Consider the following 19,092-nt stretch of genomic DNA (forward strand, 5'->3'; position numbering starts at 1 on the left):
GGAAGACTCGCCCAACTCTATTCTGTCAGGCTTCGACCCAGCCGTCGAGCGCCGGATCATCGAGGTGGTAGTACTCGTCGTACATGTCGACCAGTCGATAGCGCATCGTCGACAAGTATCGCCCCGGTCCACGAACCCGGAAGGCTTCGGGTGGTTCGACGCCCATCCCGATGAACAGATCGCGGATCTGACAGCGCAGATGGAACGCGAGAAACGCCTGAAACCGGTCGAGCGAGCCGGGGTCGACCGAAGGGAGTTCGAGACGGGCGTCAGGCTCGCGTGTCAGTGGCGTCTCGGCAGGAACGCGCTGTTCGGTTTTCGAGGAATCCGGATACACCAGATGAATCCCCGACACCGCTGTGAGATCCATCCCCGACAGCAGCGAGTCGTCGCTGTCGGCAGCCACCTCGGCGGTCTCTTGGCCGAACTGCCGCCACGCCTCGGCGCTCGATTCGGTGGCCGGTGCGGTCAGGTCGACGCCGTGCTCCTCGGCCAACCGCCGCACTTCGTCGCCGAAGTCGATGCTGTCGGGCTCGAATCCCAAATAGAGGTCCCGCTGGTAGACGACGAGATCCGGGTCGGCGACGTCCCCCGGCAGGTCGACGACTCCCTCGACATCGGGGTCGAAATCACTTTTGAACTGCTGATACAGGTCACCGAACATCGATTCGAACGCCGACGTCGACAGTCCTTCGAGTGCCCGCCGTGCGGCCGCTATGCGGACGGGGCATCCGTCTTTAGCTAAGCGAAGAACCGCATGACAGCGGCGGCTTATCGGGACACCTTTTCGGAAGGAATGAGGAGGCTTCAGCTGTGCACACAGAACCCTCCTCACGTCACATTGAACGTCATCTCACTAACCTCCTTCCTTCTGAAGCACTCGAAGACCACGCCGAGGCTGTCGGCGTGGTCGAGCGAGAGGGAAAGCTTCAGCTCCCGCCACTTGTCTGGTCGTTCGCGTTTGGCTTCGCCACAGGCGAAAGCCGAACGCTTGCGGCCTTCAGACGCACCTACAACTCTACTGCTGACGAGTCGCTTTCTCCGGGCGGCTTCTATCAGCGGTTGACTCCGACGCTCGCAGAGTACCTCCGCGACCTCGTCGAATATGGTTTCGACGAGGTCGCTGTCCCTCATACCGTCTCTGAGGAGTTCGACCGGTTTCGAGACGTGATGATTGCTGATGGAACCGTCTTGCGGTTACACGAGTTGCTCTCTGAAGAGTACAAAGCACGTCACGAGGAGCAGGCTGGAGCGAAGCTCCATCTGCTCCACAACGTCACCGATCAGACAGTCGAACACTTCAGCGTCACAGACGAGAAAACGCACGACAGCACGTTGTTTAAGACAGGTTCATGGCTAGAAGGACGGCTAGCGATCTTCGACCTCGCCTACTTCAAGTACCGGCGGTTCGCGTTGATCGACGAGAACGACGGCTACTTCGTGAGCCGACTGAAAAAGAGTTCGAACCGGGTTGTAACGGAGGAATTACGCGAATGGCGCGGCCGCGCCATTCCCTTGGAAGGCAAGAAAATTTTCGACATCGTAGATGATCTCTCCCGGAAGTACATCGACGTGGAAGTTGAGGTTGAGTTTGACCGACGAGAGTACGCGGGAACGCAGTCACATGATACGAAACGGTTCCGCGTCGTCGGCGTCCGGAATGAGGACGCCGACGACTACCATCTGTACATCACGAACTTGTCTCGGGATGAGTTTCTTCCGGCCGATCTAGCGACGATCTACCGATGTAGATGGGAAGTAGAGCTGTTGTTCCGTGAGTTGAAGACACAATACGGACTGGACGAGTTCGACACGACAAAGAAGCACATCGTAGAAATTCTGCTGTACGCAGCGTTGTTATCCTTGGTCGTGAGTCGTGATTTGCTCAATCTGGTCATTGAACACGCTGATGATGGGATCGTATTCCCACCGGAACGCTGGGCGGCGACCTTTCGGTCGCACGCCCAGCTCATCCTCCGTGAACTGAGGGAATATCTCGCCTACTCACCGCCGCCACTGCTACAACGACTGATCGAAGACGCTCAAAAGATCCACAAGCAACGACCAATCCTCCAAGAACGGCTTGCTACCACCATCCAACCGACTGCTGAGGCTTAGCTAAAGACCAATGGCGGACGGGGTTTTTTCAGCGGCCGAAGGGTGTCGTAACCACGTTCCTGAAAGACGTAGTAGCGAGCGAACCGGCGGGCTTGCTCGACACGCTCGTTGTCGTCGTGGGTGCGTTTGGCTGCCTCGTCATGGTAGCCATCCTGGGAGTGTCCCTGTATTGTCCCATCGAAACCAACTGCAACGGTATGATTGACTTGGTTATTATCAGTAACACGAACCCCAATGCCGCGGTCATCTTCGTCAATAATTTTTCCATTCATGATTGATCGAACCGAGTTGAACTAGTTTCAGACTCTGCAAGATTCCCGAGTCCAACCGCGTTGGCGAGCGCGTTGAACTTCGATTCGAGTGCGTCGAGTTCCCGCTGGAACAGGCTGCCTTCTTTGAGGCTTCGTTCGATGCTCTGTCCGTAGAGTTCCTTGGTCCCGCCTGTGAGGAACGCCCCGCCCGCACCGAGCAGGGCCGCCGGAAGCGAAGCGCTAGCCACCACGCCCGCGCCACCGGCGACGAGTGCGGGGGCGATCCCCTTGGCAGCGACTTTTTTCGTATCGATGCCGTCGTCGCCATAGACTGTCTGTTTGAGGTCGGCGACATCGTCGACGACCGTCTGGAGCGTCTCCGAGAGCGACTCCGAATCGAGGCTCTCGACACCCTCCTCGCTGGGGTCGTACGCCTCGCCACGCATCCATTCGGCGACCCGTTCGGCTACTCCCGGACTGCCACCACCGGTTCGGTTACCCAAGAGATATGTCGACCCCCGGTCGACGCTCGGAATCCGCTGGACATGAACTTCCGTGTCGGCCAGTCGCTGAATCCCAAGGTCACCGCCCTGCATGACGCGCTCGGCAGTTTCCTCGGTCTCGCGTTCGAGCGTCGGATCGGGGTCGACCTCTAATTGCACATCAGTTCGGGGTAGTAGACGATTGGTTTCGCACCCTGAAAGTTGGCAGAGAACATCAAAATGCACGATAATAATCAGGGATATCGGCATCGTATTTGTGATATGGCTCATAGAAATCCAGTGAATTGTACTTGTGTGTGAATTCCCAGAGTCCACGCCCGACTAGACGGTAGGGTTCCGGTGGTTGCTCTCCCATGCCGACATAACAATCCCGTATCTGACATACCAAGTGGTGGATCAACAGATACCGGAACGTCTCATTATCGGTGATCGGTCCAGCCTCCATTGAGAGACGAGCGTCCGGGTCATCGAGGGAATCGCCTCGGAGGCGTTCTCCCTGACTATCTGGGTGTGGATAGTACAGAATGTCGACCGCCGCTGTCGACAAAATATCGATATCGAACTCTGCCCCAACAGAGTCGGGAAATGTGAGTTCAGAGGAGACATCTGCAGTCGTTACAGCATCGAAGATGGCTGACAGTGATTTATCACTGAGGCCGTCCTGATCGAAGACATCGGACAGTTGTTCGGCAACAGCAGGTAGTGTTTCCAGTATTTGCCCGCGGAGTTCGTCAACTGACTGTTCAAGCTCAACGTCGAGTTGGTAGACAAACGTAGAGGCGTCGCACACATGTTGTGGAACAGCCACTGGTGGCGTCACCGATGAGTCGTTATCAGCAACGATTTGCCGATAGAAGTCCCCAAACAGTGCCTCGAACTCGTCGCTATCGAGAGCCTGTAGTGCTAACAGTACCCCAGCGATCCGTTCGGGGTTTTCTGCCGGAGGAAGCGTATCATACTCTGTCTGCTGGTAGACATACCACCGGGCGTACCGTCGGGCTTGGTCGACGTGTTGGTTGCCAGCATGACTACGTTTCAATGGGTCGTCGGGGTAGCCATCTTGGTCATGCCACTCGATATCACCATTGTTTTTATTCAAAGTCAAATCATGCTCATTATCGCCGTTGTCAGTCACAAATATCTTAACATATTCGTCATCTTCCCCGATGATTTCTGCTTTCATTAGCTTTCAGCTCCATTGAATGGATCTGCCCCATTTCCTGTTTCCTGTCCTTCAAGTATGGATGTTATAGTATCGACATCCAGGTCAAGTTTCTCGACATACTCTCTGGCCTCCTCTCCGAACGCCCCACTGGCAGACTGAGCGAGGAACTGAGCAACCGCTGATCCACCGGCAATACCCAAAACCATCTCCGGCGAGAGTCCAGCAGCAGATCCACCACCCGCGGCGACAGTCGACGTGAGCATCATCTCACTGCCCTTTTTGATCATCTCAAAGAACCCGCTCTCGGCAGATCCTTCCAGAAGGCCATCATTTTGTTCAAGGGCGACTGCCTTTCCGAGGGCTTTCCCGGCCATCTGCGTATTGTCATCGATCTGTTCCTGCATCTCTTCAACCCTTTCAGCGACAGCGGTGAGTGTTGTTGGAGGCTCCGACTGTTGGTCAGTGTCAGTCGCTCGCTGAATATAGACCTCCGTTTCAGCCAGTCGTTGAATTCCAAGTTCACCGCCAGTCATTACCCGCTGAGCAGTCTCTTCGGCTTCGCGTTCCAGCTGTGGATCTGGGTCGACTTCCAACTCAACATCCTCCTGCGACAACATGCTCACCGCGCCCTGGGTCTGCTGGCGGACGTGGGCCAGTTCATGCGCCAGCACGTGCTGACCTTCCGGCGACTCTGGATCGTACTCGCCGGCGTTGAACGCGACGTGATTACCAACGGTGAATGCGCGAGCGTTGATCGATTCACAGGCTGCGGCGGCCTGCGGACCGGTGTGAATCCGCACATCCCCCAGCGAGTCGCCCATCCGGTCTTCCATCGCTCGCTGAATCGAGGCGTCAAGCGAACGTCCGGTCGACGAAATCACCTCCCGCACCGCATCAGGAACACCCGTCTCACCAGCCGACCCCGTTTCGGCGGCGGCCTGCTCGCTCCGCAACACCGACCGCCGGTTCTGCCGTTCGACGTTCGTCGGCACCTCGGGAGGCCGGTCGGCCTGCCGCTGCCGAAAGGCCTCCATATCCCGCGGTTTGCCCATAATCTCCGCAGGCATCCCCTCGGCGATCCAGTCGTGGGTCTCTCGACCATAGGTTCGCTCGGTTTGTTCCAGCCGTTGGAGCGTCGACTCGTCGGGGATCCGCATCCCGAAATGGTCCTCGGCGCGCTCGATGGTCGGCCACGTTCGACCCATCTGTGAGGGCGCAGGCGTCGACTCTCCGGTCGACGACTCGGTCGCCGGCGAATGGGTCGCCGACCGAGCGGTCCGGTCGGTCGACTGAGCTGATCGAAATCCCATAGAGACGGTCTTACCGGGAGTGCCCGCGTGCTCGTATAAATACTCTCGGCCGAGGGTTTTTGTTTGATCCCGCAGGCAAGTGCCCGTATCCCGCCGTCGGCTCCGACGGACCCCCATATGAGCTACGCGACGACACACGACCATCTCCGTGCGGAACTCGTCCGGATCGAGACCGTCATCGAGGCCCACGATGGAACCGAACGGTCGGTGGAGACTGCCGATTCAACAGCCGTCGACAGCGGCGCGCCGCCGGAGCCAGCGTCGCTGTCGCTCGCAGTGGCCGCCGAGACGCGCGCGGCGATCCGTGAGCAAACCGAGACGATCCGACAGGAGTGCCGCGACAGCGAGTGTCGGCTTCGACTCCGCGTGCTCGCCGATGTGTGTGGGCTGTCGCGTCGGCATCTCGACGTGCTCATGCTGGCGATGGCCCCCGTGTTGGACGCCGAGCACGCCGACCGGTTCCGGCGTGCCACCAACGACCGGTCGCTGAGTCGGCCGACGGTCGAATACATCAGAACGCTCTTCGGCCGAACCCCGAGTGAACGACTCGCTGCCGGTCGACTCGTCGATCGCAACTCGCCGCTCTGTACCCACGGCCTGATCGAACTCCACGCGCCACCACACGGGACGGACCGACGGGCGAACCGGCTGGTCGTCCCCAGCGGGCGCGTCGTCGAGTATCTCAGCGGCGACAACAGCCCCGACCCCGCGCTCGTCGAGGAGATCGCCGCCCACAACGGGGTGGGTGTCGTCGACTGCGAGGCCGACACGACCGTCGACGAACTCGCAGTCAGCGACCGGATCGGCCAACGCGTAGCGACACTCGCCGCACGTGACGGCCCCACCCGGTGTTACTGGTATGGCCCCGCCAGCGAGAAACACCGCGCGGTCGCGGCGGTCTGTGCCGACCGATATCTGCAAGCCGACCTCGGGGCCGTCCTCGCGGCCGACGTACTCGACTGGCTCTGCCGGGAGGCTGCACTGCTTGGTCGACCGCTCTGCCTCACCAACGCGACTGCGGCAACCGATCACGCCGAGCGAACCACCCGTCTCGAAGCCGTCTTCGATACCCTCGCCGACCTCGATACCTCGGTGTTCGTCACCGGTAGCGAGGAGTGGACCCCGACCGGAACGATGTCGACCGACGTCGACGCCATCGTCGAGTTTCCCTACCCCTCGGTCGACCTCCGGCGAGCGTTCTGGCGACGCCACGCGGCCGCCCTCCCCGACGAAGTCGATCCCGGCGTGCTTGCGGGGACGTTTCGGCTCACCCACGAAGGGCTCCGGGCGGCCCTGTCGACGGCCCGGTCAGTCGCCGAGGGCGGGGAGTTGACCGCCGCAGACGTCTACCGGGGCTGTCGCGCCCAGTCGACCGGCGAGCTCGACGATCTCGCGGATCGAATCGAGCCCGACAGCGAGTGGGACGACATCGAGTTGCGGGCCGAGACCGAGTCGAAACTCCGGCTGGTCGGGACCCACATCGCCCAGCAGGGCCGGATCTACGACGAGTGGGGGTTCGCCGAGCGGTTCAGCCGCGGGCAGGGGGTCGTCGCGCTGTTCGAGGGGCCCTCGGGGACCGGCAAGACGATGGCCGCCGAACTACTGGCCGGCGAGGTCGGAATGGCCCTCTACCGGGTCGATCTCTCGGCGGTCGTCTCGAAGTATATCGGCGAGACCGAGGCGAACCTCGAAGCGATCTTCGAGGCCGCCACCAACGCCAACGCCGTGTTGCTGTTCGACGAGGCCGACGCGGTGTTCGGCGAGCGAGGGGAGGTCTCGGATTCTACGGACAGATACGCCAACGCCGAGGTGAACTACCTGCTCCAGCGGATCGAGAGCTACGACGGCGTCGTCCTGTTGACGACCAACTACGCCTCGGGGATCGACTCGGCGTTCCAGCGCCGGCTCGATCACACCGTCTCGTTTACAAAGCCACAGGCGTCGACCCGCAGGTCGATCTGGAAGGGGATGTTCCCCGACGACGCCCCGGTGGGCGACCTCGACTACGCGTTCCTCTCGGAGTTCGAGTTCACCGGCGGTCGGATCCAAACGATCTGTCGGACCGCGGCGATTCGGGCGGCCGACGAGGCCCACGGCGGCGAGCCGACCATCGAGATGCGGCATCTCGTCGGGGCCATCCGGCAGGCTGTCGAGGCCAGCGGCCGGATGGTCGACCCCTCGGCTTTCGAGCCCTACCGGGGGCTGTTGGACGACGAACCAACCGTCGACTCGGACGACTCCCCGGCGGAGCCGCCGACAGACGCGGTCGACCGCCGGAACCAAGCGCCCGACCGGAGCCCCGAGGCAGTCGTCGAAGCCTTCGTCGACCGGCTCAACGACGGCGACCCCGCGGTCGACGACCTCTATCACGCTCGGGCGGTCACCGAGCCGGTCTCTCGGAAAGACCTACGGCGGGCAACGACAGTCGACCACGGCATCGTCGGCGACATCGAACGCTTGGAGTCGGCGACCGATCGGGTCGTCCTCGCGTTCACGCATCGTCGGGACGGCTGCCAACACCGGACGACCGTCGAACTCCGCCGCGAGGACGGTCGCTGGCGGCTGTTCGATCTCGAGCGCTCGGAGTCCGCGGCCGCGCCATGAGGCTATATACGGCTCCGAGGGGATAGCTCAGCCAATGAGCACGCTCCTGTGTCGTGGTAGCCAATGACGCTCCAGTTGCCCAGCGAGATCGTCGTCGACCGGTTTCTGCCGACCGCCCGGCGAATGTTGGCGGTCGAACTCGCCGACCGGGGGATGGCTCAACAGGCGATCGCAGCCAAACTCGGGGTCTCGCAGGCGGCCGTCAGCAAATACCTCAGCGGGGATCGGACCGGCGAACCGCGGTTCGCCGAGGACCCCCGAATGGTCGAGACTGTCGAGTACATTGCCGAGGGGTTCGCCGCGGGCACACTGGACGACTACGCGGCACTGGCGGAACTCCTGGAGTTGATCCGGACCTTCGAGGATCGCGGGCCGATCTGTGCGATCCACGAAGAAGAGGTGCCCGCCCTCGAGGGGGTGGGCTGTGACCTCTGCGTCCGCGGCCGCGACCAGCGCCACGAGGCCGAACGCGACGTGCTCCGGACCGTCCGGCGGGCCGTACGGCAGTTCTCGAACACGCCGGCGGTCGTCGACCACGTCCCGAACGTCGGCTCGAACATCGGGATGGCCCTGCCCGACGCCGACGCCGCATCCGAGGTCGCGGCGGTACCGGGCCGACTCCATGCGATGGGCAGCCAGGTCAACGTCCCGGCCGACCCCGAATTCGGGGCTTCCCAGCACGTCGCCCGGACGATTCTGGCGGCGATGACCGTCGACCCCGAGATCCGAGGCGCAGTTAACCTCCGGACGACCGACGCCCTGCTCGATGGGGCTGCCGAACGGGGGCTCGACACCCTCAGCTTCGATGCGAGCTACGAGAACCGCACCGAGCGGATCCGATCGCTGCTCGCCGAGCGGGGTGACGTGCCGGCGGTGTGCTACCACGAAGGGGCGTTCGGCATCGAGCCGATTGCCTACGTCCTCGGCACGAGCGCAGTCGAGGCCGTCGACACTGCGGTGGCCTGTCTCGAAGCAGCGTAGCCGATGTCTTTATTTTCGTGGTGTGGCTAGATGTAGCATGGACGAGCCAACGCCGAACGGGGCTGGCGAACCCGACGAGGAGACCGAGTCGCTCGACGAACTGGTGAATTACCTGACGCCGCGGCGGGACAACGAGACGATGGCGACCTATCAGAACACCACCTCAATCGCCTGTCCGGCCTGCGGGGAGCCGTTCGACTATCTGGTCGTCTGCAAGCAGGATCAGACCAGCCTCTCGCTGGACGACGTCATGGATCTCTGCGTGACCGCCGACCACGACGGGCGGCCCTTCCTGTTTACCCACGAGTAGGTTGCGGGGCTCGCTATGGGTATGGATCCCAATAGAGCCCTGACGACGACACAAAGGCTTTGATGGCCGCCACGAAGAACTCGGATATGATCGCCGCACCGATCGTGGCCACCATCGGGCTGGTGCTGTTGTATGGGGTGCTCGACCAACCCCACCGCGGTCCGGCGGCAACGTTCTGGAACCGGGGCCGGGCGGCACTGCTACCGGGACTCGACCGACTGGCCCGCCGGCTCCGGATGGGGTATGCAGCCTACGAACTCCAGCCACGGGAGTACGCCGGCCGGATCGACGCACCCGTCGACGACGTCGACGAGCTACTGGCAGCCAACGGCTTCGAGCGGATGCCGCTGTCGGCGTGGAAGACCCTCCCCGACGGCCGAAGCGAGGCCGGGTCGTGGGCCCGCCGGGAGGGGCCGCTGGCCGACCGCCAGCTCCACGTCATGCTGTTTCGGACCGACGATGGGTCGACCGACGTCTACGCCCACGAGGAGTTCAACGCCTTCCATCCCCGCTACGCCGCCAAACACTACCACGGCGTCGGCTACGACCCACAAGCCGGCTGTCGGCAAATCGAGTCGACCCTCGGCGAGTACCTTTCGGAATCTCCACGGCCGGCAGCCGACGGCGGAACCACCGATACCGACTACGAATTCTCCCCGTAGTCGGTCGCTACTCGCAGTAGCCAGCGCCTACTGGGACACTCACACCTCGACCAGCGTCGCCGGCAGTTGAGCGGCGATCCGGTCGACCGTCTCGCGGGCGTCGGCGTCGGAGCTGATCGCGGGGATCGAAACCAGCCGACAGTCGGGCAGTTCGGTTTCGAGCCGCGCCAACTGCTCTCGATGGGCGGTCTCGGTCGCCCGACAGCGCCGACAGTCGGGATCGGGGTCGGTGAGGACCCGGTTGACGACCACGGTTTCGACCGGGATATCGGCGTCGGCAAGCTGATCGACCAGCCGCAGCGTCTCGGCGACCGCCATCGGCTCGGGGAGGCAGACGACGCGGAAGTCGACGCGCTCCGGATCGGTGAGAAGCTCCCGGACCGACTCCATGCGTCCGGCCATCGACGCGAACGCGTCGTCCTCGTCGCGTCGGCGGCCCCAGAGGTAGGCCGGGCCGAACACCGCGCTCCGAGCGGTGTCGACCGTCCGCCGAAGTTGGCCACGCAGGGAGTCGGCGGCCGCCACCGTCTCCCGGAGCACCGCGGGCAGATCGAGCAGCCGGAGCGTATGGCCCGTCGGGGCGGTGTCGACGACGATCCGATCGGACTCGCTGCCCTCGCTGTGGGCCGCCAGCGCCTCGATCGCCGCCAGCTCGTCGCTGCCGGGAACGACGCCCGCGGTGAACAGCCGCTCGATCTCCGCGTCGTCGAGTCGGATCCCGGCCGACCGGAGTTCAGCCGCCAGCCCTTCGACGATGGCACGGTAGGCTGCCTCGCCGGCGTCGGGAGCGAGTTCCTCGATCCAGAGGTTCTCGTCGACTGCCCGTCGCTCGGTCCCCGGTTCGACCTCGAAGGCATCCGCCAGCGAGTGGGCAGGGTCGGTCGAGATGACCAACGTTTTCGCCCCGCGACGGGCGGCCGCAACTCCCGTCGACGCCGCGAGCGTGGTTTTGCCGACGCCACCTTTGCCGCCGTAACAGACGAACCCATCCATCGCTCACACGACGGCTGCCGCTCGCAAAAGCAGTCGTATCTGCAGGGAACCGGGACTATCGGTCCGTTATGAATCCGCCACTGGCGTCTCACAGTTCGGACAGCGATCGGGATACCGCCGCCCGTCGACTGCGGGGATCCCGTATTCGCCGTTGTCTGGTGTCTCGCGTCGGAGTCGTCGACCACAACCGCTGCAGTGTTTCATCCTGATAGGTCGGTGTGTGGGTGTATATGAATCTGCTGCCCAGTCACGTGTAGCCGGAGTGAACTCAGTCCGCCGACGCCGATCTAAAAGCAGTTCGTCGCCAGCGTTCAGATCGGCAGTCGCTTGCGAGCTCCCTCGATCATCGCGTCGACACGGTCCTGAAACTCCTCGACCGAGCGCTCGACGTAGTGGACGCGCTGGCGGGGAATCCGTCGGATGACGTCGTTGTCCTCGCTGTCGGTGCCGGTTTTGAGCTGCCAGTGGTCCTGAAAGTAGACGATGTGTTCGTTGTCGACCTCGTGGGTCGTCGTCTCGCCGTCGGGCTCGTCGTAGACGATGGTGGCCCGACCCAACTCGGGATCGGGGAGGTCGACCGGGGCGTCGTCGGAACCGTCGATATGCTCGGCACCGGGGTCGGCTTCGAGTTCTGACTCGGGGTCTGATTCGGATATGCGCACGGATACGACGACCACGTCCAAAACGCTGCGGGCCGACATCACACGACAGCGCGACGTTCCGGCGACGTTAATGTCGACATGTGGCAGGCGATCAGTCCGCGCCGACCGGCTGGGACCCATCGAGGAAGGCTTTGACCGCGGTATCGTGGCGTCGCTTCCGTTCGTCGAACGCGCCGTGTTTTGCGCCATCGATCGGGAACACGTCAGCGGTCGGTATCCGGTCGGCGGTCTCCCGGAGGATCGACTCGGGGAAAAACGGGTCGTGGCTCCCGCCGACAACGTACGTCTCGGCGTCGACCTCGCCGAGGATGTCGGTGGCGTCGTAGTCGAGAATCGCCGACAGCGACCGCGAAACGTCGGTCGACACCGCCGGTCGTGGGAGCAACGACTGGCTGGCAAGACCGAACACGGATCCGAGGAGATACCGCCGCCAGTCACGGACGCTGTACAGTTCGGCGGCGGCCTCCGACTGGAGCTGGTACCAACGTTGTTGATCGGCGTACCGCTGCCAGCGTTCGATAATCGGTCGACCACTCTCGGCGACCTGCCAGCCGGAGACGGTGAGGACCAACTGTTCGACGAGTTCGGGATACCGCGCGGCGAGTTCCTGACCGATAAAGCCGCCCATCGAGATGCCGAGGACGTCGACGGGCGTCGGGAACCCGTCGAGAATCCGACCGTACTGATCGGCCGCGTCGTCGATCTGGTAGTTCGCGGGCAGCCCCCGCGGTCGACTGATCACGTAAACCGTGCACGCGTCGGTAAACCGGTGGAAGTAGGCCTGCAGCGCCCACGCGGCTGCCGGCGGATACCGCCCGCCGAACATCGAATCGCCGAAGCCGGGGATCATCACCAGTCGCTTGTCGCCGTCGCCGACCCGAACGTAGGGAAACGAATCGAGCAGGTGACCGGTCGCTGGTGTACTCATCACAGCCCTGTTCGGCTGTCGGCGGCAAAAGGCCGCGTTTATTTGTGTTTTTTGATATGAACAAACCCACATAATCCGACGGGTGCGAATAGTTACCCTCGGTCAGCCGACAGTATTTCGTATGAGTGCCGCCGATCCCAGTCGACCGGCAGTGAGCTTTCCGGACGCGCTGTCGAGCCGCGAGCGATGGCTCGAACCGTTCGGCTGGTACCGTGAAATGCGGGCCGACTCGCCCGTTCGGTACGACACCGACCGCGAACTGTGGGACGTGTTCCGGTACGACGACGTGAAACACGTCCTCGATACCGACGCGGTGTTTTCGGCTGATCCGTCGACCGCGGAGTTCGGCGACGAGGTCGCCGACGGGGAGGGCGAGCCGCCGCCGGTGTTCGACACGATGCTGTTCGCCGATCCGCCGGAACACGACCGGCTCCGGGGTGTCGTGTCGGACTTCTTCACCCCACGGGCGATCAGCAATCAGGCCGACCGCATTCGGGAACTGACCGAGGGATACGTCGACGATCTCGACGCCGAGTTCGATCTCGTCTCCGAGCTGGCGTATCCGATGCCGGTCGACGTGATCGCCGAACTGTTGGGCGTGCCGACCGACGACCGCGCGCAGTTCAAGCGGTGGTCGGATACCGTCATTGAGCGGCCCGATGCGACCACCGAGGCTGCGATGGAGGCGTTCCAACAGCGACAGCAGGAGACCCAACGCGAGATGAGCGAGTACTTTTCGCAGTTGATCGACGCGCGGCGAGCCGAGCCTCGGGACGATCTGATTACGGCGATCATCGAGGCGGAGGTCGACGGCCAGCGGCTCACCGAACGCGAACTGATCGGCTTCTGTACCCTCCTGTTGGTGGCGGGTAACATCACCACGACGAACCTCATCACCAACGCGATGCGGTGTTTCACCAGCCAGCCGGAGCTACTCGACGAGTTCCGGGCCGATGAGACGAAACTGTCGACCGCCATCGAAGAGGCGCTCCGGTATCGGTCACCAGTGCAGGCGGTGTTCCGGGTGACCGCGGAGTCGACGACGCTCGGCGGCCGGGAGATTCCGGCAGGCGAGGGGGTCGTCGCGTGGCTCGGCTCGGCCAATCGCGACGAGCGTGCCTTCGATCGGGCCGACGAGTTCGTCGTCGACCGCCAGCCGAACCAGCACCTCTCGTTCGGCTACGGCACCCACTACTGTCTGGGCGCACCGCTGGCGCGGCTCGAAGCGAAACTCGCCCTCCGATCACTGCTCGATCGGTTCGAGACGGTCGAACCGGTCGACACGGATCTGCAGCCGATCCGAAGTTCGTTTATATACGGTGTCGAGGAGTACCCGCTTCGGGGCCACCAACCAGGCGAGTAGTGACTACCTACTCGTCGTCGACGAGTCCGGGATTGGTCACTGCGCCCTTGGCCGCCGAGCCGAAGTCACGGGCGTACTTTGCGAGGACGCCGCCAGTGTACTGCGGCTCACGCGGCTCCCAGTCCTCGCGGCGCTCGTCGAGTTCGTCGTCCGAGAGGTCGACCGAGAGTTCGCGTTCGGGGATGTCGACGGTGACGGTGTCGCCGTCTTCGAGCAGACCGATGGGGCCGCCGTCCTTGGCCTCGGGGGCGACGTGGCCGATCATCGGCCCGCGCGTCGCGCCCGAAAACCGACCGTCGGTGAGCAGCGCCACGTCGTCCTCGTGGCCCGCGCCGACGACGGCGGCGGTGACCCCGAGCATCTCCCGCATGCCGGGGCCGCCGCGTGGCCCCTCGTTGCGGATCACGAGCACGTCGCCGGACTCGATGTGGCCCTCTTGGACGTAGGCCATCGCGTCCTCCTCGTTTTCGAAGACGCGGGCGGGGCCTTCGTGGTGGAACTTATCGTCGCCGGTGACCTTCAGGACGCCGCCGTCCGGTGCGAGATTGCCGGTGAGGATCTTGATCGCCCCCTCTTCCTGATAGGGCTCGTCGACCGTATAGAGGTAGTCGGCCTCAATAGAGTCGTCGTCGGGCAGCAGCCCTTCGCTGTCGAGGTGTTCGAGTTCCTCGGCGATGGTGCGGCCGGTGACGGTCATCGCGTCGCCGTGGATCAGGTCCGCCTCAAGGAGGCGGCGCAGGACGACCGGGACGCCGCCGATCTCGAAGAGATCGTTCATCACGCGGGTGCCGCCGGGCTGGAGGTTGGCGATCTTCGGCGTGCGGCGGGAGATCTCGTCGAACTCCTCGATGTCGAGATCGATACCCGCCTCGGCGGCGAGCGCCAGCAGGTGGAGCACGGCGTTGGTCGACCCACCGGTGGCGACCTGCAGGGCGATGGCGTTCTCGAAGCTCTTCTTCGAGAGGATGTCGGAGGGTCGACGGTCGTTTTTGATGACGTCGAGGGCGATCTCGCCGGAGCGTTCGGCGATCGCGTAGCGATCCTCGTGTTCGGCGGGTGCGGCTGCCGAGCCGAGGGGGGCGAGTCCGAGGGTCTCGCTGATCGAGGCCATCGTGTTGGCGGTGAACATCCCACCACAGGAGCCCGCACCTGGACAGGCATGCCGCTCCATCTCGTCGAGTTCCGCTTCGTCCATTTCGCCTTGGGCGACCGCACCGACACCCTCGAAGACGTTCTGGATCGTGATCTCCCGGCCGTCGTGTTCGCCCGGCATGATCGAGCCGCCGTAGACGAAGACGCTCGGGAGGTCGGTCCGGATCATCGCCATCATCATCCCCGGCATGTTCTTGTCACAGCCGCCGATGGTGACGAGGCCGTCCATCCGCTCGCCGAAGGAAACGAGTTCGACGCTGTCGGCGATGATTTCCCGGCTGATCAGCGAGGCCTTCATCCCCTCGGTACCCATCGAGATGGCGTCCGAGATCGTGATGGTGTTGAACTCGATGGGCATTCCGCCGGCGTCGTCGACGCCCGCGTAGGCGGCCTCGGCGACGTCGTCGAGGTGGACGTTACAGGGTGTGATATCGGCTGCACAGTTGGCGATGCCGACCATCGGCGACGAGAGGTCGTCGTCGTCGTACCCCATCGCCCGGAACATCGCCCGGGAGGGGGCCTGATCGGTGCCCTCGGTGACTTCGCTGCTCCGCAGGTTCGGGTCTTTGCCCGACTGCTCGGGTTCCTGCTGACTCATGGCAGTCAGTTACACCCGGTAGCTTAAAACACCTCGAATGCCGACGAGCGCCGCGAACCGTGAGGGCTTTGCCACGGGCGCGCCGAACGTCGACTGTGAGTCCCGATTCCAGCGACGCGGCTGATTCCGAGGACGGCGGCTACGTCCACCGGCCGGAAGGGGATGGTTCGTCGGTCGACGACGGACCGTACACCGGCGAGGCCGAAGGCGAGGGGTTCGGCACACAGGGCTGGCTGCTGGTCGCCGGCGTCGTCGTCTGTTTTCTGGTGATTCCCGGCGTCATCTATCTGTTCCCGACAGCGCCCGCCCGACTCGGCTGGACGTTCTTTGCGACGTTTCTGGCCCTGCCGTTGGTGCCGGCGGTCCTGCTCGGCCTGCTGGCTGTCTGGTCGATGCAAGCTGCGTCGTAAAAAAGCGGCCTGAGTGACGTTACTCGGTGATCTGGTGGATGTTACCGTTCCGGCTGATATGCATGTCCCGGCCGACCTCGTAGCCGAAGGAGTTGGCAGTGTCGACGTAGCCCGACAGCCCCTTGAGGTTCTGGTGGGCCGGAATCAGCTCTTTGGGCTGGAGCGCATCGAGCATCTGGTAGTGGCCCTCCTGCCGGAGGTGGCCCGAGACGTGGATGTCGTCGTAGATGCGTGCACCCTGCATTTTGAGGAGGCGCTCGGACTGGTAGCGGTTGCCCTCGTTGGTCGGTTCGGGAATGATCCCCGCCGAGAAGATGACCTTGTCACCCTGATCGAAGTCGTAGTTGGTCTCGCCGCGACCCATTCGCGTCAGCAGCGCCCGTGGCTCGCCTTGGTGGCCGGTGACGATCGGCAGGAAGTTCTCCTTGCCGTCCTTCATAATCCGATTGAGGCTCTGATCGATGGCGCGTCGATGGCCGTACATCTCGATGTCGTCGGGGAGGTCGACGTCCAGATGGGAGGCCGTGCCGGTGTACTTTTCCATCGACCGACCGAGCAGGATCGGTTTGCGGCCGATCTCCTGGGCGAACTCAAGCAGGCTGGAGACACGGGCGATGTGGCTTGCGAACGTGGTCGCCACCATCCCGCCGTCGTAGTCTTCGAGGCTCAGCATGGTGTCGTGGAGCTCCTTCCGGGCGACCGACTCGGAGGGGGTTCGGCCCTTCTTGTTGGCGTTGGTACAGTCCTCGATGTAACACAGCACCCCGTCGCCCTCGCGGCCGATCTCGCGGAACCGTTTCATGTCGAAGGGATCGCCAAGCACGGGGTTGTGGTCGATGCGTTTGTCGAGCCCGTAGACAATGGCCCCTTCAGGGGTGTGGAGCACCGGGTTGATCGCGTCGATCGTCGAGTGGGTGACGTTGACGAACTCCATGTCGACCTGATCGCCGATCCGCATGGTTTCGCCCGCGTTCATGACCTGGAGGTCGTTGCCGACGTCGAACTTGTCCTCGTCGCGGATCTGCTCGCGGACGAGTTCGATGGTGAACGGGGTTGCCACGACGGGGGCGTCATAGCGGTGGGCGAGTTTCGGGATCGCACCGATGTGGTCGAGGTGGCCGTGGGTGGGGACGATGGCCTTGATCTCGCCGTCGAGTTCGCTCATCACGCGATCGTCGGGGATCGCGCCCATGTCGATCAGGTCCAGACTGTGCATACGCTCGGTCTGGACGTTGTCGTGAATCAGTACCTGCGAGAGGTTGAGGCCCATATCGAAGACGACGATGTCGTCGTCCATTCGGACCGCCGTCATCTGCCGCCCAACCTCTTCGTAGCCGCCTACTGTCGCAATTTCGATTTCCATAGGTATGCCGAACGGGAGCGGTTCCACGCATAGAACGACGACATCGAGACACGGAGGACCCGACCGCGTACGCCTACTGCACGGGAACCGCGCGTTGGTTACCCCTATAGCTAACCCCGAGACGTAAATAGCCGGTGACTCGTCGGCCGCCACCCTACTCGTCGCTATCGTAGGGGACGAACTGGCCGTTGATATCCCACTCGTGAATACAGTAGACGCTGCCCGCTGCGTCGTCGGTAATCTCCCAAGAGTCCACCTGGTCGTTCCACTGCTCGACCCGTCCGCACCGCTCGCAGGTCCGCCCTTTCGGTCGACGAAGCGTTACGCTCATACCATACACGCCGTCGGCCAGCGATTTAAACATAGCTTCTCGACGGCTTCCGCCGACACGTCGGTCGACTGATGATCGGTGCCGCCGTCTTCCGCCAGTCGCTCTCTCGACCTATAGAAATGTGGATTTTAAGCACCAAAAACTTCTACTTTTAACCTTATATTGGTATAAGAATGCAGTATACATTAGTTAACGGCAGCAAAAAGGATTAGTTGTCAGGCCGCTCCCCGTACGGCATGGTACCTCATAACGCGACCATCGACCCGTTCACGCCGTCGACCAACTACTTCGAGTGTGTCGGCTGTGGATCCCGCTGTCACAGCGACGAGCGGCTGACGACCTGTCCCGACTGCGGGGATCGGGTACGGAACATCGCCGTTCCACGGGAGTAACCCCGCTGCGGACGGTGCTTAAGCCGGCTGGGAACGACCGGTGTCGATCCCGCCGGCCAGCCGATCGACGACCAGAACCGCCCCCGCGCCGACGACCGCAAACAGCAAGAACAGTCCGACGACCGTCGTTGACCACCCGGTACCCGTTGCGGTCAGTTCAAGCGAAGTCTGTTCGACCGGTGCCCGCAACGCGCCGACGATTAGGCTCACCAGAAACGCCAGCGTCGCCTCACGGTAGCGATCCAGTGCCCAGCGCACGCTGTGAGCGATCGTCAGCAGGCCGACGACGCCGCCGGCCATGAACGTCACCACGGGAACCCCGGCGTCGACGACGGCGTCGCCCCCGCCGCCGTCGAGCAGGCCGACCAGTGTGTCGGTAAACCGACTCAGTGCGGTCGACATGTACTCGTATTGACCCAGCAGAATCAACAGCAGCGACCCCGAGACACCGGGGAGGATCATCGCGCTCACCGCGACCGCCCCCGCGAGGAACACCACCGGCAGCGACGACCCTAGCGCGCCCGCAGCGTACCCCGACAGCAGGAACGCCACCAGAAACCCCGCGGCTGCGGCCGCCCGTCGACCGCGGGTCGCAAGCGAGACCTCGCCGAGCAGCACGACCGCCGAGGCCCCGATCAGGCCGAAAAAGAAGCCGTAGGTCTCGACCGGGTTCGTCTCCAACAGCACGCTGATCGCCCGGAGAACGGTCACGACCGCAGTTGCGATCCCAGCCCCGAGGGCGAGCAGAAACACGATATCGAGTTCCCGGAGAGCAACAATGGCGTCGGGTCGCCCCTCGGCCCGCAGCCCGCCGAGAATCCGTCGCAGCCGGGTCGGCTGGACCGCGGTAACCGCACCGATCAGCCGCTCGTAGATGCCCGTGATCAGCGCGATCGTCCCGCCGGAGACGCCGGGGACCGCGTCCGCCGCCCCCATGCCCAGACCGCGGAGATAGATACCGGCCAGTTCGCGGAGTGTCGTCATTACCGGTCGGTG

General features: G+C 63.4%; 19 protein-coding genes and 1 pseudogene. 8 read left to right on the forward strand and 12 right to left on the reverse strand.

The annotated features are described in order from the left end of the window. Positions 1–25: 25 nt before the first annotated feature. Positions 26–835, reverse strand: a complete 810-nt coding sequence (locus NKJ34_RS13970; protein WP_484494515.1) for a DUF7958 family protein — start codon at positions 833–835, stop codon at positions 26–28. Between NKJ34_RS13970 and NKJ34_RS13975 the strand changes: the two genes are divergently transcribed. Further along, positions 814–2,118, forward strand: coding sequence for an IS4 family transposase (locus NKJ34_RS13975; protein WP_425491836.1), 1,305 nt, complete (start codon positions 814–816; stop codon positions 2,116–2,118). The genes NKJ34_RS13970 and NKJ34_RS13975 overlap by 22 nt on opposite strands. Before the next feature lie 32 nt (positions 2,119–2,150). Here the strand turns inward: NKJ34_RS13975 and NKJ34_RS13980 are convergent. The 4 genes and pseudogenes from NKJ34_RS13980 to NKJ34_RS13995 all read right to left on the reverse strand — a co-directional run. After that, positions 2,151–2,390 (reverse strand): annotated as a pseudogene (locus NKJ34_RS13980) (DUF7958 family protein); the annotation flags it as partial. Continuing rightward, on the reverse strand, positions 2,387–3,031 hold the full coding sequence (locus NKJ34_RS13985) for a DUF2167 domain-containing protein (protein WP_253738930.1): 645 nt from the start codon (positions 3,029–3,031) through the stop codon (positions 2,387–2,389). The pseudogene NKJ34_RS13980 and the gene NKJ34_RS13985, both read right to left, overlap by 4 nt. 55 nt (positions 3,032–3,086) lie before the next feature. After that, positions 3,087–4,055, reverse strand: coding sequence for a DUF7958 family protein (locus NKJ34_RS13990; RefSeq protein ID WP_253738931.1), 969 nt, complete (start codon positions 4,053–4,055; stop codon positions 3,087–3,089). After that, positions 4,055–5,071 (reverse strand): DUF4157 domain-containing protein, encoded by a 1,017-nt coding sequence (locus NKJ34_RS13995; RefSeq protein ID WP_425491838.1) that lies wholly within the window; start codon positions 5,069–5,071, stop codon positions 4,055–4,057. Before NKJ34_RS13995 ends, NKJ34_RS13990 begins: the two co-directional genes overlap by 1 nt. Positions 5,072–5,464: 393 nt before the next feature. On the opposite strand from NKJ34_RS13995, the gene NKJ34_RS14000 reads away from it, so the two are divergent. From NKJ34_RS14000 to NKJ34_RS14015, 4 genes are all read left to right on the forward strand, one after another. After that, positions 5,465–7,951: an ATP-binding protein gene (locus NKJ34_RS14000; RefSeq protein ID WP_253738933.1), complete on the forward strand. Its 2,487-nt coding sequence runs from the start codon at positions 5,465–5,467 to the stop codon at positions 7,949–7,951. A 63-nt stretch (positions 7,952–8,014) separates the two neighbouring features. Beyond that, positions 8,015–8,932 carry a thiamine-phosphate synthase family protein gene (locus NKJ34_RS14005; protein ID WP_253738934.1) on the forward strand — a complete coding sequence of 306 codons (918 nt, stop codon included), beginning with the start codon at positions 8,015–8,017 and terminating at the stop codon, positions 8,930–8,932. 37 nt (positions 8,933–8,969) lie between these two features. Continuing rightward, positions 8,970–9,242, forward strand: coding sequence for a DUF7385 family protein (locus NKJ34_RS14010; RefSeq protein ID WP_253738935.1), 273 nt, complete (start codon positions 8,970–8,972; stop codon positions 9,240–9,242). 86 nt (positions 9,243–9,328) lie between these two features. Next, positions 9,329–9,904: a hypothetical protein gene (locus NKJ34_RS14015; protein ID WP_253738936.1), complete on the forward strand. Its 576-nt coding sequence runs from the start codon at positions 9,329–9,331 to the stop codon at positions 9,902–9,904. Between the two features lie 39 nt (positions 9,905–9,943). Here NKJ34_RS14015 and NKJ34_RS14020 read toward each other — a convergent pair whose 3' ends face one another. The 3 genes from NKJ34_RS14020 to NKJ34_RS14030 form a co-directional block, all read right to left on the reverse strand. Beyond that, entirely contained in the window at positions 9,944–10,897 is a 954-nt protein-coding gene (locus tag NKJ34_RS14020; RefSeq protein ID WP_253738937.1) for an ArsA family ATPase, read from the reverse strand. Between the two features lie 311 nt (positions 10,898–11,208). Then, positions 11,209–11,559: a hypothetical protein gene (locus tag NKJ34_RS14025; RefSeq protein ID WP_253738938.1), complete on the reverse strand. Its 351-nt coding sequence runs from the start codon at positions 11,557–11,559 to the stop codon at positions 11,209–11,211. Positions 11,560–11,650: 91 nt separating this feature from the next. Beyond that, the gene (locus tag NKJ34_RS14030; protein WP_253738939.1) at positions 11,651–12,487 is read right to left on the reverse strand and encodes an alpha/beta fold hydrolase; all 837 of its coding nucleotides are present in this window, start codon (positions 12,485–12,487) and stop codon (positions 11,651–11,653) included. A 121-nt stretch (positions 12,488–12,608) separates the two neighbouring features. Between NKJ34_RS14030 and NKJ34_RS14035 the strand changes: the two genes are divergently transcribed. After that, entirely contained in the window at positions 12,609–13,850 is a 1,242-nt protein-coding gene (locus NKJ34_RS14035) for a cytochrome P450 (RefSeq protein ID WP_253738940.1), read from the forward strand. A 7-nt stretch (positions 13,851–13,857) separates the two neighbouring features. Here NKJ34_RS14035 and ilvD read toward each other — a convergent pair whose 3' ends face one another. After that, positions 13,858–15,600 carry a dihydroxy-acid dehydratase gene (gene ilvD / locus NKJ34_RS14040; RefSeq protein WP_253738941.1) on the reverse strand — a complete coding sequence of 581 codons (1,743 nt, stop codon included), beginning with the start codon at positions 15,598–15,600 and terminating at the stop codon, positions 13,858–13,860. A 95-nt stretch (positions 15,601–15,695) separates the two neighbouring features. On the opposite strand from ilvD, the gene NKJ34_RS14045 reads away from it, so the two are divergent. Next, on the forward strand, positions 15,696–16,010 hold the full coding sequence (locus NKJ34_RS14045) for a DUF7977 family protein (RefSeq protein WP_253738942.1): 315 nt from the start codon (positions 15,696–15,698) through the stop codon (positions 16,008–16,010). A 19-nt stretch (positions 16,011–16,029) separates the two neighbouring features. On the opposite strand, the gene NKJ34_RS14050 is transcribed toward NKJ34_RS14045, so the two are convergent. Both NKJ34_RS14050 and NKJ34_RS14055 read right to left on the reverse strand, forming a co-directional pair. Next, positions 16,030–17,373, reverse strand: coding sequence for an RNase J family beta-CASP ribonuclease (locus NKJ34_RS14050; RefSeq protein WP_253738943.1), 1,344 nt, complete (start codon positions 17,371–17,373; stop codon positions 16,030–16,032). Positions 17,374–17,527: 154 nt separating this feature from the next. Next, a complete protein-coding gene (locus NKJ34_RS14055; protein WP_253738944.1) occupies positions 17,528–17,704 on the reverse strand; it encodes an HEWD family protein in 177 nt (58 codons plus the stop codon). 236 nt (positions 17,705–17,940) lie between these two features. On the opposite strand from NKJ34_RS14055, the gene NKJ34_RS14060 reads away from it, so the two are divergent. Further along, positions 17,941–18,096 (forward strand): rubrerythrin-like domain-containing protein, encoded by a 156-nt coding sequence (locus NKJ34_RS14060; RefSeq protein ID WP_253738945.1) that lies wholly within the window; start codon positions 17,941–17,943, stop codon positions 18,094–18,096. Positions 18,097–18,114: 18 nt separating this feature from the next. On the opposite strand, the gene NKJ34_RS14065 is transcribed toward NKJ34_RS14060, so the two are convergent. Beyond that, a complete protein-coding gene (locus tag NKJ34_RS14065; protein WP_253738946.1) occupies positions 18,115–19,080 on the reverse strand; it encodes a DUF368 domain-containing protein in 966 nt (321 codons plus the stop codon). Positions 19,081–19,092: the final 12 nt, after the last annotated feature.

The sequence above is a fragment of the Halohasta salina genome (genome assembly GCF_024178165.1).
GTDB classification, from domain to species: Archaea; Halobacteriota; Halobacteria; order Halobacteriales; family Haloferacaceae; genus Halohasta; species Halohasta salina.

What these genes read in the sequence shown, in the direction of transcription:
- NKJ34_RS13990 (WP_253738931.1), bottom strand. Translation starts at nt 4,055, where the DNA reads ATGAAAGCAGAAATCATCGGGGAAGATGACGAATATGTTAAGATATTT.
- NKJ34_RS13995 (WP_425491838.1), bottom strand. Translation starts at nt 5,071, where the DNA reads ATGGAGGCCTTTCGGCAGCGGCAGGCCGACCGGCCTCCCGAGGTGCCG.
- NKJ34_RS14000 (WP_253738933.1), top strand. Translation starts at nt 5,465, where the DNA reads ATGAGCTACGCGACGACACACGACCATCTCCGTGCGGAACTCGTCCGG.
- NKJ34_RS14005 (WP_253738934.1), top strand. Translation starts at nt 8,015, where the DNA reads ATGACGCTCCAGTTGCCCAGCGAGATCGTCGTCGACCGGTTTCTGCCG.
- NKJ34_RS14010 (WP_253738935.1), top strand. Translation starts at nt 8,970, where the DNA reads ATGGACGAGCCAACGCCGAACGGGGCTGGCGAACCCGACGAGGAGACC.
- NKJ34_RS14015 (WP_253738936.1), top strand. Translation starts at nt 9,329, where the DNA reads ATGATCGCCGCACCGATCGTGGCCACCATCGGGCTGGTGCTGTTGTAT.
- NKJ34_RS14020 (WP_253738937.1), bottom strand. Translation starts at nt 10,897, where the DNA reads ATGGATGGGTTCGTCTGTTACGGCGGCAAAGGTGGCGTCGGCAAAACC.
- NKJ34_RS14030 (WP_253738939.1), bottom strand. Translation starts at nt 12,487, where the DNA reads ATGAGTACACCAGCGACCGGTCACCTGCTCGATTCGTTTCCCTACGTT.
- NKJ34_RS14035 (WP_253738940.1), top strand. Translation starts at nt 12,609, where the DNA reads ATGAGTGCCGCCGATCCCAGTCGACCGGCAGTGAGCTTTCCGGACGCG.
- ilvD (WP_253738941.1), bottom strand. Translation starts at nt 15,600, where the DNA reads ATGAGTCAGCAGGAACCCGAGCAGTCGGGCAAAGACCCGAACCTGCGG.
- NKJ34_RS14050 (WP_253738943.1), bottom strand. Translation starts at nt 17,373, where the DNA reads ATGGAAATCGAAATTGCGACAGTAGGCGGCTACGAAGAGGTTGGGCGG.
- NKJ34_RS14055 (WP_253738944.1), bottom strand. Translation starts at nt 17,704, where the DNA reads ATGAGCGTAACGCTTCGTCGACCGAAAGGGCGGACCTGCGAGCGGTGC.
- NKJ34_RS14060 (WP_253738945.1), top strand. Translation starts at nt 17,941, where the DNA reads ATGGTACCTCATAACGCGACCATCGACCCGTTCACGCCGTCGACCAAC.
- NKJ34_RS14065 (WP_253738946.1), bottom strand. Translation starts at nt 19,080, where the DNA reads ATGACGACACTCCGCGAACTGGCCGGTATCTATCTCCGCGGTCTGGGC.